12 protein-coding genes are annotated in these 11,789 nt (G+C 43.1%); 9 read left to right on the top strand and 3 right to left on the bottom strand.

What is annotated here, in order from left to right; translation table 11 throughout:
• Nucleotides 1–2: 2 nt before the first annotated feature.
• The gene (locus QL919_RS08615) at nt 3–569 is read right to left on the bottom strand and encodes a hypothetical protein (protein ID WP_290189143.1); all 567 of its coding nucleotides are present in this window, start codon (nt 567–569) and stop codon (nt 3–5) included.
• 251 nt (nt 570–820) lie between these two features.
• Between QL919_RS08615 and QL919_RS08610 the strand changes: the two genes are divergently transcribed.
• From QL919_RS08610 to cysA, 5 genes are all read left to right on the top strand, one after another.
• A complete protein-coding gene (locus tag QL919_RS08610) occupies nt 821–1,981 on the top strand; it encodes a sulfate ABC transporter substrate-binding protein (protein WP_290189142.1) in 1,161 nt (386 codons plus the stop codon).
• Nucleotides 1,982–2,256: 275 nt separating this feature from the next.
• The gene (locus tag QL919_RS08605) at nt 2,257–3,354 is read left to right on the top strand and encodes a sulfate ABC transporter substrate-binding protein (protein WP_290189141.1); all 1,098 of its coding nucleotides are present in this window, start codon (nt 2,257–2,259) and stop codon (nt 3,352–3,354) included.
• Between the two features lie 245 nt (nt 3,355–3,599).
• A complete protein-coding gene (gene cysT, locus QL919_RS08600; protein WP_290189140.1) occupies nt 3,600–4,484 on the top strand; it encodes a sulfate ABC transporter permease subunit CysT in 885 nt (294 codons plus the stop codon).
• A gap of 1 nt (nt 4,485) precedes the next feature.
• On the top strand, nt 4,486–5,454 hold the full coding sequence (gene cysW, locus QL919_RS08595; protein WP_290189139.1) for a sulfate ABC transporter permease subunit CysW: 969 nt from the start codon (nt 4,486–4,488) through the stop codon (nt 5,452–5,454).
• Between the two features lie 45 nt (nt 5,455–5,499).
• Complete coding sequence (cysA, locus tag QL919_RS08590; RefSeq protein ID WP_290189138.1) at nt 5,500–6,222, top strand: sulfate ABC transporter ATP-binding protein; 723 nt, start codon at nt 5,500–5,502, stop codon at nt 6,220–6,222.
• A gap of 131 nt (nt 6,223–6,353) precedes the next feature.
• Here cysA and QL919_RS08585 read toward each other — a convergent pair whose 3' ends face one another.
• Nucleotides 6,354–6,680 carry a metalloregulator ArsR/SmtB family transcription factor gene (locus QL919_RS08585; RefSeq protein ID WP_290189137.1) on the bottom strand — a complete coding sequence of 109 codons (327 nt, stop codon included), beginning with the start codon at nt 6,678–6,680 and terminating at the stop codon, nt 6,354–6,356.
• Nucleotides 6,681–7,168: 488 nt separating this feature from the next.
• Here QL919_RS08585 and QL919_RS08580 point away from each other — a divergent pair, with 488 nt between their 5' ends.
• From QL919_RS08580 to bfr (QL919_RS08570), 3 genes are all read left to right on the top strand, one after another.
• A complete protein-coding gene (locus tag QL919_RS08580; protein ID WP_102076433.1) occupies nt 7,169–7,360 on the top strand; it encodes a (2Fe-2S)-binding protein in 192 nt (63 codons plus the stop codon).
• 360 nt (nt 7,361–7,720) lie between these two features.
• On the top strand, nt 7,721–8,209 hold the full coding sequence (gene bfr / locus QL919_RS08575; protein ID WP_290189136.1) for a bacterioferritin: 489 nt from the start codon (nt 7,721–7,723) through the stop codon (nt 8,207–8,209).
• An 81-nt stretch (nt 8,210–8,290) separates the two neighbouring features.
• The gene (gene bfr, locus QL919_RS08570; protein ID WP_290189135.1) at nt 8,291–8,764 is read left to right on the top strand and encodes a bacterioferritin; all 474 of its coding nucleotides are present in this window, start codon (nt 8,291–8,293) and stop codon (nt 8,762–8,764) included.
• A 147-nt stretch (nt 8,765–8,911) separates the two neighbouring features.
• Here the strand turns inward: bfr (QL919_RS08570) and QL919_RS08565 are convergent, their stop codons facing one another.
• A complete protein-coding gene (locus tag QL919_RS08565; RefSeq protein WP_290189134.1) occupies nt 8,912–10,288 on the bottom strand; it encodes a DHA2 family efflux MFS transporter permease subunit in 1,377 nt (458 codons plus the stop codon).
• A gap of 485 nt (nt 10,289–10,773) precedes the next feature.
• Between QL919_RS08565 and yghU the strand changes: the two genes are divergently transcribed.
• On the top strand, nt 10,774–11,628 hold the full coding sequence (gene yghU, locus QL919_RS08560; protein WP_290189133.1) for a glutathione-dependent disulfide-bond oxidoreductase: 855 nt from the start codon (nt 10,774–10,776) through the stop codon (nt 11,626–11,628).
• The last annotated feature ends 161 nt before the right edge of the window (nt 11,629–11,789 follow it).

Here is an 11,789-nt window from a genome sequence, read left to right as displayed (position 1 = left end):
CGTTAATGCAGCTTAAGCTTTTCAGCCAGTTTCTGATACTCTCCAACGATAGAGCCACCACCAGAACAAAAGTAATTCAACGCATATTTATCTTGGCTATCAATAGTTAACGTATCACCTTTAAATTGAAAAAAAGCCATGCTGTCATTGATGTCGCTTTGAAAAATAATACCATGCGCATCATCTTGGCCCATTAATGTTGCTTTGCCATCGTACTGACAGGTTGGTTTTTTTATATCACTGCGAGCACGTACTTTTATATTGATAGCGCTTGCTCCATCAGGGCTTACCGTGACAGCTACCCAGTCATTTCCTTGCGTGCGTTTGGCATAACCTTCAGAAGCATAGTCTCCAACCACCTTTTGTACGGCAGGCGTCTGAGTAACATTAGCACGGTTTACGGTAGTGCTGACATGCTCATTATGGCCATAACTACAGCCAGTCATGCTAATAGTAGTGGCCGCACACAACACTGCTGCAGTGGTCGCAAATGAACGATGGCTTGAGGGTTTAATCATATGGGGAATACCTTGGCTGTCATATAGGTAGGTCACATTATAGTATGCCATAGATAGCTAGCTGGTAGCACCACTCTGTTAACGCGTAATCGTGGGCATTGTTTTGCGCTCTGTGTCAGGATTTTCCCTCTCTACTTATGCCAAGATCGGCAGTTGATAAGCGGATTCATCACTAAGCATTACTGGGGTGAGCTGCTAGCATATCTCTCATCATCCATAGAGCCGCATCTAAAAGACTATAAACCGTAATAAGGTGGTCAATACTGTGGTAATCGGCTCTATCCACACTATCGAGAGCACGTATGCAACCAATCAAACAAAGCCCTAAAAAACTGTCTAATACGCTCAAATCTATTGACAGACAATCAATTATTAAAGATAAAAGCATACGATTAAATACGCCCAAGCTCAGTTTCAAAATGGCTGGCGTATTAGCAGCTGCCACATTCATGACTGCCTGTAGTCCTACTGAAGCCACACAGCCAGATGGCAAAGACACAGCAAATGAAACAAAAAACATTAGCCTGTTGAATGTCTCTTATGATGTGTCACGTGATTTTTATAAAGACTATAACGCCTTGTTTGGTGCAGACTATCAGACAAAACATCCTGAAAGTAAAGTACATGTTAATCAATCGCATGGTGGCTCTAGCAAACAAGCGCTGTCAGTCGCCAATGGCCTGCAAGCGGATGTGGTGACTTTAAATCAAGAAGGTGACATGAACCTGTTGGTCGAAAAAGGCTTGGTCGCTACAGACTGGCAGCAAGCACTACCCAACAATGCTGTGCCTTATACCAGCACCATGGTGTTATTGGTGCGAGATGGTAACCCTAAAAACATCAAAGACTGGTCAGACTTGGCGCGTCACGATATCGATGTGGTTATCCCAAACCCAAAAACCAGTGGCACGGCACGTTATGCTTTTTTGGGTGCTTATGGTTATGGGCTACATCAATTTAAAGAAAAGGTACAAAGCCCCGTTCAAACCGATGTCTTTATCAAAAAACTACTGGCAAACGTCGTCACTTATGACAATGGCGCGCGGGCAGCGACGACCAGCTTTACCCAGCGCGGGCTAGGGGATGTGCTCATTACTACTGAAAATGAGGCGCATTTGGCTGCTAAGAAGTTTGCCAAAGGTCAAGTCGATATCGTCTACCCAAGCTACTCGATTGTGATTGCTAACCCGGTGGCAGTCGTGACAGCGGTCACTGATAAGAGCGGCAAAACTGCGGCGGCAAATACTTATTTAAGAGGCTTATGGGATACGCCTGCCCAAGAGCTTATGGCACAGATGTATATGCGTCCCAGTAATGCACAAGTGCTTGCCGCGCACAAAGACACCTTACCTAATATTGAAACCTTTGAGCCTGTCACTGTATTTGGCTCTTGGGCGCAGATTATGGAAACATTTTTTATCGATGGTGGACGTTTTGATCAGCTGGCACACGTAGGCAAATAATGTTCAAAAGTCCTATTTAATTTGCAGAGTTTGCATAGATAGTCACTTGCCAGCTGTCAGGCAAAGAATACTGTCAAGTATTTATAAAAAAGGCGTCTGTCTTTATATCTTTATGAATGATGTTCTTAGTAAGTTTTTGTCAAACGATTGATAAGTTTATGGTTATTTTCCTGTTATTCCGTTTTGGCAATAACATACGCATATTCATCATTAAACATAATAAGATGGCGCTGTTAGCATACTTGCATTACCTAACAGACACCTTTGAGGGATTTATGACACACGCAGCGCGTTATCAACAAAAAAGTAAAACACTCAACGTTTTAAGCATTGCAGGCGTTGCTTTAACGTTAGGTCTTGCCGGCTGTAGCAATAGCGAGCAGAGCGACACTACGACCAATGCGGATGGCACAGCAGCGGCAGAAGGGCAAAATATTGAGTTGCTAAACGTGTCTTATGATGTGGCACGTGACTTCTATAAAGACTACAACCCATTGTTCGTTGACCATTACAAAACTGAAAACCCAAGCAGCAATATTCTAATCAAACAGTCACATGGTGGCTCTAGTAAGCAGGCATTGTCTGTGGCGAACGGCTTGCAAGCGGATGTCGCTACCATGAACCAAGGCTCTGATATTGAGCTACTTGAGAAAAAAGGTTTGGTTGAGTCGGATTGGGAAAGTAAATTCCCTGATAATGCCGTGCCATTTACCAGTACCATCGTATTTTTGGTACGTAAAGACAATCCAAAAGGCATCAGTGACTGGGAAGATTTAACCAAAGAAGGCGTTGAGATTGTGATGGCCAACCCAAAAGTGACGGGCAATGGTCGTTACGCATTCTTAGGTGCTTACGGTTATGGCTTGCATGCTTTTAACAACGAAGAAACACCTGCCAAAAACTATGTCAAAGACATGCTAAAAAACGTCAAAGTCTATGAAAATGGTGGCCGTGCAGCGACGACGACTTTCGTACAGCGCGGTATTGGTGATGTATTGGTCACTTTTGAAAACGAAGCCAACCTTGCAGCGACTGATTTCGGTGCTGGTCAAGTAGACATCGTGTATCCAAAGTACTCGATTAAATCAGAAAGCCCTGTTGCTATTGTGAAATCAGTGACGGATAAGAAAGGCACAACGGACGCGGCAAAAGCCTACCTTGATTATCTATGGAGCGAGCCTGCTCAGCAGTTAGCAGCCAACCTATATCTACGTCCTAGCGTACAAAGCGTGTTAGAGAAGAACGGTGATAAGTTACCTCCCATTGAAACTTTCCGTCCAAATGATGCCTTTGGCACATGGGATGAGATCATGGGTACATACTTCAGCGATGGCGGTGTGTTCGATCAGCTAGCCATTAATGCACCTCAGTAATGACTGATACTCATCGATACTGCTGTTATTAGTACCTCATTTATTGATAACAGCCGCTGCGCTATCCATTACCGATTACATTATAGATAATGCAGCCATCATTCATGAACCGTCATGAACAACTCCATAAAGGACATGGCACACACGCTATGTCCTTTATACCGTAAGCATACTAATAATAAGTTCGATATAACATGCTCTTACGATAAGCAGCAGTGCTATTAGTTAAGCAACAGGACATCACTATGAGTGCAACCTCTTCATCCGCTCGCAAAGCCCCTGCTAAAAAAGGCTGGCTAACGCGTTTGCGTCAGCGCAATGTACTGCCAGGTTTCGGTCTGAGCATGGGCATTACAGTCTTTAGCTTGTCGCTATTGGTAGTACTACCATTTGCCATGATGGCTTATACCACAACACAAATGGGCTGGACGGGCTTTTGGGAGACGATTAGTCAGCCGCAAGTCACCGCTGCTATCAAGCTGAGTCTATGGATGTCGTTTTTGGCGATGTTGACTAACATGGTGTTTGGGACGTTGGTTGCTTGGGTACTGGTACGTTATGAGTTTTGGGGTAAGTCGTTGATCAATGCGTTGGTCGATTTGCCATTTGCGCTACCAACGGCGGTTACTGGTATCTCGCTTGCGACCCTTTATGCTCCTAATGGCCTCATTGGTCAGTGGTTTGCCAAGTTTGATATTCAAGTTGCCTTTACGCCACTGGGTATTTGGCTGGCTTTGGTCGTGGTCAGCTTTCCGTTTATTGTCCGTGCTGTACAACCAGTATTGGCAGAATTGTCTGTTGAATTTGAGGAGGCGGCTGCAGTATTGGGCGCCAATCGTTTAACGACATTTCGTAAAGTGATTTTACCAGAGCTGTTACCAGCACTGTTAATGGGTGCTGGCATGATGTTTGCCCGTGCCACAGGCGAGTACGGCTCGGTGATTTTTATCGCCGGTAATATTCCGATGCAGTCTGAGATTTTACCGTTGATTATCATCAGTAAGCTTGAGCAGTTCGATGTGCAAGGGGCATCAGCGGTTGCACTATTTATGCTACTGATTTCATTTGTGATTTTATTGACCATTAATATCGTACAGTGGAAACTGTCGCGCCGCGTAGGAGCTCGCTGATATGCAAATCTCCAATAGCTACGACTATCAAAGCAACGCAGCCACCAAAGATAGCCCATGGATACGGCGCACTTTTATCACCATCGCAGTGCTATTCATGGTGGTTATGTTGGTCATCCCATTATTAGCCGTATTTTACGAGGCCTTCAAAAACGGTTGGCAGTTATATATTGCTTCTCTCGTTGACCCAGAAGCATTGCAGGCGATCAAGCTGACGTTGATTACTGCCGGCATTGTGTTACCGATTAACATGGTAATGGGTATCGCGATTGCTTGGTTGGTGACGCGTTATCAATTCAAAGGTAAGCAGTTGGTCACCACTTTACTGGATTTACCATTCTCTGTATCGCCAGTGGTTGCAGGTTTGATGTTTGTCTTATTATTTGGTTTGAACTCTACGATTGGTGGCTGGCTTGAGAGTATGGGCTTTCAGGTGATTTACGCGGTACCAGGTATTGTATTAGCAACACTGTTTGTGACCTTCCCATTTGTGGCGCGCGAGCTGATTCCTCTGATGCAGACCCAAGGTGATAGTGAAGAGCAAGCCGCACTTACCTTAGGCGCGACCGGTTGGCAGACCTTTTGGCATGTAACGCTGCCTAATATCAAATGGGCACTACTTTATGGTTTGATTTTGACCAATGCTCGAGCGATGGGTGAGTTTGGCGCAGTCAGCGTGGTGTCTGGTCATATTCGCGGTGAGACCAATACCATGCCGCTACTGGTTGAGATTGCCTATAATGATTATAACTTTACCGCAGCTTTTGCCTTATCAAGCTTACTTGCTGCGCTGGCTCTAGTGACGCTATTGATTCAGCAAGTCATGACCAAGATGCAAGAGCGTAAGTTTGCTAAGTCTGAGCGACTGGCTATTGCGCCCGAACTGCCAGTAAGTGGCGATGCTAATAACGCGACCAATTCGACTAGCGCTATTGAGGCAACGGCTGCTGAAAGCTCAGGTAAGCTATAAATAAAAATCTGCCACTATACCAAAGATATAATAAGAGACACCATTATGAGCATCGAGATTCGCAACGTTAATAAAAAATTCGGTCAGTTTACCGCTTTAGATAATATCAATATTACGGTACCAACTGGCAAGCTGACAACTTTGCTAGGACCATCAGGTTGCGGCAAGACGACATTGCTGCGTATTATTGCCGGTCTAGAATATGCAGACTCTGGACAGATATTGTTTGATGATTTAGATGTTACCAATACGCCGGTGCAAAAGCGCCATATCGGCTTTATGTTTCAGCACTATGCGTTATTCCGTCATAAAAACATCGCTGATAACGTCGCCTTTGGATTGACGTTATTGCCAAAGCATGAGCGCCCTAGTAAGGCCGATATCAACAAACGAGTTGCTGAGCTATTAGATTTGGTACAGCTGCCACAGGTTGCCAATGCTTATCCGCATCAGTTATCAGGCGGTCAGCGTCAGCGTATTGCGCTGGCACGAGCCTTAGCAGTGAAACCAAAGTTGCTGCTACTGGATGAGCCTTTTGGTGCCCTCGATGCCAAAGTACGTAAAGAGCTGCGTACTTGGCTGAAAAACATCCATCACGAACTTGGCATTACCAGTATCATGGTGACTCATGACCAAGAAGAGGCAAGGGCGGTATCGGATGAGATTGTGGTCATGAATCAAGGGCGAGTAGAGCAAGTAGGCACCTCTGAGGAGCTGATACACCAGCCAGCCAATGCATTTGTTAGCGATTTTTTAGATTTGGTATAACCTTTCCTGCGTTAGTAGGATGTTTACCACTATCTGAACCAAAAAAAGACCTATTAATATAGGTCTTTTTTTATGTCGCTAGTTTTAGCGATGTAAAATTATTGAATGATAATGATACGCTCTAATCTCATTTAAGCCAGTTTGGCCATATTCAAATCTGTATCAAGCGATGTCTGCTCATAAGTGATATCCAAGATATCTTGGCACCAATCTGGCAGGTCATCAGCGACCTCGTACCACATCCAAGTACCGTCACGCACACAGCTCAAGATACCCAATTTCTTTAAATGATTTAAGTGACGAGAGATGGTTGGTTGTGGCTGATCTAATATCTCAACCAGCTCGCCCACACAGCGTGCTTCTTTTTTAAAAAGAATTTGAAATATCTTTAAACGCGTCGGATCAGATAAGACTTTGAATAATTCGATCGGTCGTATCGTAAAATTAGTATCAGACATAGAATAATTCCAATAGGGGCTTGGTTAATAGGCGTTCAATATAACAGCAGTCATCCATAAAATCGATTAAAAATTAAGCTAAATTACAGTTCGTCGTGAATTTACTACCTTTGATACCATTGGGTTACATCAGTACTTATATGCAGTTACATGAATTAAGTGCCTGTGATGTTAAGAAGGTATCGTGACTGAACAATATCTCAAACGCTATTGCAAATGATAATGGTTATCGTTATTATACGTCAATCATTATGAATGACGTATATCGTCACTATTTGATACCTAATCTATATGTTAAATGGGTGGTGTTCTAAAAAGTATGCTGGCGCTAAAAGTCAATAAGAAGTCTATGCTAAGTTCTCTGATTATATATGGCTTTTAAAGCTTCAAAAATTGTTCAAATTTTGATCAGCATACTTTTTGACACACCACCGTTAAATGAATACTGCAACCAGTCTTCAAATAGAAAAGTTCAAAGGAGCCAATCCATGTACGTATGTATCTGTAACGACGTAAAAGACAAGCAAATCAAAGCTGCTATTGCTTCAGGTATCGATACTCTCGAAGGTCTTAAAGATACGCTAGACGTGGCGACTTGTTGTGGCTGCTGCGAACCGATGGTTAATGATCTATTAGATGAACATCATGCAAAGCTCGATGCGTTAGCCTACGCAGTATAAGCAATACCACCTCTAGCTGTTACCACCTCTTACTTATCCAGTTTTATGATATAGAGAGGGGCGGTAGTGAGCGTCTATACAACCTTACTAAGACACTCAACTCAATGGTGTATCGCTATGCTGAGAGGTTGGCTGCTGTAACCAGTCGCAATACTAACCAATTTAAAATTCTTAATTGATATTTATTCTTAGTTCACAACGTCACAATCCATCCAGCGGCTCTATGCTACTATATCTATGTTCGTTTGTAAGACTTCTTATAGGTTTTAATCTTTACTGAGCAGTTTATCAATAACGCTTTAATTATATGCATTATTGTGAATGTACGCTGCATAATAAATAAATACAGGAGTATGGGTGATGATAGGCAGTCAAAAAGTTATTGATTATTTAAATTTTTTGTTGGGTGGAGAGCTTGCAGCTCGTGACCAGTACTTTATTCACTCGGAGATGTATGCTGAGTGGCATTACGGCAAGTTGTTTGATCGCATCAATCATGAGATGGAAGATGAAACCTTGCATGCGCAAGCCATCATCCGTCGGATTTTGATGCTAAGCGGCACGCCTAAAATGAGTGTGAACGAGATTAACATTGGCACAAGCGTTCCTGAGATGCTGCAGTTCGACCTTGATTTAGAATATCAGGTACAGCAACACTTAAAGGACGGTATTGCGCTGTGTGAAGAAGAGCATGACTATGTCACACGTGAGATACTGGTTGAGCAGCTTAAAGACACTGAAGAAGATCATGCGCATTGGCTAGAGCAACAGCTGCGTCTGATTGATATGATTGGTCTGCCTAATTATCTACAAAGTCAAATGGCCGAAGTGAGCCCAAATCATGTTTAATATCGTGCTCGTTTAACCTCACGATGGATATAACTAAAAACAAAGATTTGGCTTAAATCATAATAGATAAGGAGAGGCGCCATGAAAGGGAATAAAGAAGTGGTTCGCAGTTTAAATAAAGTGCTGGGACAGTCGCTGATTGCAATTAACCAGTATTTTTTGCATGCTCGCATTGCGCGTCATTGGGGGCTTGAAGCACTCAATGATTCGTTATACAAACAATCTATCGCTGAGATGAAATGGTCAGATGACTTGATTGCTCGTATCTTGTTGTTAGGTGGTCTGCCAAACTTACAAGAACTTGGTAAGGTGCTCGTTGGTGAAGATGTACCAGAGATTATTGAATGCAATCTGCGTTTAGAGAAGCAAAAGTTTGACATCATTACTGACGCCATCACATTATGTGAAACGCAGCGTGATTATGTCTCTCGTCAATTGCTAACCACGTTAAAAGACGGTAATGAAGAGTATCAAGACTGGTTAGAGACGCAAGAGGACTTGATTGAAAGCATTGGTGTTGAGCGCTACATTCAATCGCAAATCAAGGATGATTAGGCGCCTTAACTAAGGCGCTTGCCAGCGACTATAAACAGAACCTTTTCTTAAATATATGAATGTGCCCGCCTGTTTTTGGACATAAAACCAAAAGCAGGCGGGCATTTTTTATTGGTAATCTCGTCCTTAAACTAGCGTATCAGTATATCAGTATAAGCCGCGACCATCCTCAGGCTTGAGGCGTAAAAAGTACAGTCCTGAAAGGATGGTTAAAATCCCAAGTATCCAGTATGTCGTCTGAAACGCAGCCAAGGTATCAAGCTCAAAGCGCTCACGCAATAAGTTGAGCAGTGCTGCGCCAAAGGCAATGCCAAAACTAATCGCCAATTGCTGATTGACGGCCATTAGGCTATTACCGCTACTGGTCTCTGTGCCCTCTAAATCGCCGATAGTAATCGTGTTCATGGCACTGAATTGCATCGAGTTACAAGCGCCCATGACGGTCAAGATAGGAATAAACCAAATCCATTGCGATGCATCATTGAACTGCGCCAAAATAATGATGAGTGCGCCCATAAAAAAGGTATTGAAGACCAACACTTTACGGTAGCTAAAACGTTGAATGATTTTGCTAACCCAAGGTTTGATGCCGATGGCACCGACAGCGATAGGAGCGAGTAGCCACCCTGCTTGTGATGGAGAGTATTCAAACACCACTTGCAGTAGTAGCGGTAGCAGGAATGGTACGGCACTGATGCCCAAGCGTGTAAATAAATTACCGGTAATCCCAATACGAAAGGTGCGAATATCAAATAAACTTAAGGGAAACAATGGCGCTTGTCGTTTTTTGGCATGCCAAACATAAGCACCTATCAGGATACTTGCCGCTAAACCGAGTAATAAACCATAAAGCCCGCGCCCCGTTTGTGAGCCAAATTCTACCGCAAGGGTAAACCCGCAAGCTGCTGCTGCAAATAATGCAAATCCAGTCCAATCCAAACGCTTGGTATCCTCAAATAGCGCTGGGACCAGTTTTTTGCCCATGATAAACCCGACAATACCCATCGGAATATTAATCAAGAATATCCAATGCCAACTGGCGTATTGGACGATATAGCCGCCCAATACTGGCCCTACCAAAGGGGCGACCAATGCCGGTATGACAGCGAAGTTCATGACGGTCAGTAACTTGTTGCGTGGGTAAGACTTTACCAGTATCAACCGAGCAACCGGTGTCATCATGGCGCCGCCAATGCCTTGAATCACCCGCGAGCCAACCAAGAAGTCTAATGTTGGAGACGCTGCACATAGTATCGAGCCGATAGAAAAGATGATAATCGCTGTGAGAAAGACACGTCGCGTACCGTATTTATCGGCCAAAAACCCACTGATAGGGATAAATATTGCCAAGGTTAACGCATAACTAATGACCGCCCATTGCATCTTCAGTGGCGATTCACCAAGCGCTTGAGCCATTTGTGGTAGCGACGTATTTAAAATCGTGGCGTCTAAGATTTGCATGAATAGTGCTACTGCTAACACGTAGGGCAGGTACTTATCTTGCGTCGGAGTTAGCGTAACCATGTAAATCTCATTAGTCAGTTTGTGTTCGTTACAACATTAGAAAAATAAGCGAATAGGGCAGATCATAACCCATTCGCTATTAGCTTGTTCTGTAAGCGATGTAGTATAAGAAAGAGTGAATAACAATAAAAGTGAATCAAGGTAACGGTTTATCATAAACTCGTTATGATTGATTCATTACCATAATTAGACAAGCAAAAACCTAGACGATAAAAATGCAGGATTTAATGAATAAAGCCTTGCTCACTAGATGCCTAAAACACTGATTACAAGAGAGGGCTTTAATAAAGTGGGCCGTTCTCGTTATAGTAAGGGCTTGCTTGTGACTGAAACTATTATGTCCACCAAGGATAAAAACTGAGATATCAAAGAATAAATGCTCTCTTGATTAGCAAAATCTCTATTAGCACTGTAAACCCTAATGCTATAGAGCCAAACCCATAATGATAAATTTGAACGGTAAATCGAAAAAATAAGGACACACTATGAGCCAAGATAATACTATTAATAATAATGAAAAAAGCAGCGCTAGCACTGCCTATGTACCACCAAAGGTATGGACAAACGATGCTGAAAATGGTGGTAAGTTTGCCAGTATCAATCGCCCGACAGCAGGCGCGCGTTATGAAAAAGAGCTGCCACTTGGCGATGCACCGCTACAGCTATACTCATTAAACACCCCAAATGGCGTCAAAGTAAACATGCTATTGGAAGAGTTGGCTGAGCTAGGTGTCAGCGGTGCTAAGTATGATGCTTATCAGATTGATATATCTAAGGGTGAGCAGTTTGGCTCTGGGTTTGTGACGATTAACCCCAATTCAAAAATCCCAGCTTTGGTGGATTATTCTAGTGATGCTGCTGGCGAGCCCATTGCTATTTTTGAGTCGGGTGCTATCTTAATATATCTGGCTGAAAAGTTTGGCAAGTTTATTCCGTTGTCACCAGGCAAAGCGCGAGCAGACTGCTTGTCTTGGGTGATGTGGCAAATGGGTAGTGCACCTTTCTTAGGTGGCGGCTTTGGACATTTCTATGCTTATGCACCCGAGCCATTAGAGTATCCAATCAACCGCTATACGATGGAGACCAAACGTCAGCTTGATGTGCTTGATACTCATCTAAAAGACAACAAGTACATGGGCGGTAATGACGAAACCGATTACAACATTGCTGATATGATTATTTGGTCATGGTATGGACAGTTAGTGTTAGGCAAGCTCTATGAAGCGGCTGAATTTTTACAGGTAGACGATTATACACATGTAAAACGTTGGGCGGAATCCATCGCGGCACGCCCAGCGGTTAAACGTGCCGTAGATCTGGTATTAAAACCCATTGATTAAATGCTTTTATAGGAATCTTATCTAATACTGAAATTAATGCCTGTTGAAGCACATTAGAATTAATGGTATTACGGTTATAAGGCTGGTAGGTGACTCACTTATCGGCCTTAGTCTTATCTCCATTATCCTGTCTATATACTCTTTATATTCAAAAATATGAA

The sequence above is a fragment of the Psychrobacter sp. APC 3426 genome, assembly GCF_030408035.1.
GTDB lineage: Bacteria > Pseudomonadota > Gammaproteobacteria > Pseudomonadales > Moraxellaceae > Psychrobacter.
This window is presented reverse-complemented; position numbering and strand designations above follow the sequence as displayed.

Excerpts from the sequence above, each read along its gene's own strand:
- yghU (WP_290189133.1), top strand. The coding sequence starts at position 10,774 with ATGAGCCAAGATAATACTATTAATAATAATGAAAAAAGCAGCGCTAGC.
- bfr (WP_290189136.1), top strand. The coding sequence starts at position 7,721 with ATGATAGGCAGTCAAAAAGTTATTGATTATTTAAATTTTTTGTTGGGT.
- QL919_RS08615 (WP_290189143.1), bottom strand. The coding sequence starts at position 569 with ATGGCATACTATAATGTGACCTACCTATATGACAGCCAAGGTATTCCC.
- bfr (WP_290189135.1), top strand. The coding sequence starts at position 8,291 with ATGAAAGGGAATAAAGAAGTGGTTCGCAGTTTAAATAAAGTGCTGGGA.
- QL919_RS08605 (WP_290189141.1), top strand. The coding sequence starts at position 2,257 with ATGACACACGCAGCGCGTTATCAACAAAAAAGTAAAACACTCAACGTT.
- cysT (WP_290189140.1), top strand. The coding sequence starts at position 3,600 with ATGAGTGCAACCTCTTCATCCGCTCGCAAAGCCCCTGCTAAAAAAGGC.
- cysW (WP_290189139.1), top strand. The coding sequence starts at position 4,486 with ATGCAAATCTCCAATAGCTACGACTATCAAAGCAACGCAGCCACCAAA.
- QL919_RS08610 (WP_290189142.1), top strand. The coding sequence starts at position 821 with ATGCAACCAATCAAACAAAGCCCTAAAAAACTGTCTAATACGCTCAAA.
- QL919_RS08585 (WP_290189137.1), bottom strand. The coding sequence starts at position 6,680 with ATGTCTGATACTAATTTTACGATACGACCGATCGAATTATTCAAAGTC.
- QL919_RS08580 (WP_102076433.1), top strand. The coding sequence starts at position 7,169 with ATGTACGTATGTATCTGTAACGACGTAAAAGACAAGCAAATCAAAGCT.
- cysA (WP_290189138.1), top strand. The coding sequence starts at position 5,500 with ATGAGCATCGAGATTCGCAACGTTAATAAAAAATTCGGTCAGTTTACC.
- QL919_RS08565 (WP_290189134.1), bottom strand. The coding sequence starts at position 10,288 with ATGGTTACGCTAACTCCGACGCAAGATAAGTACCTGCCCTACGTGTTA.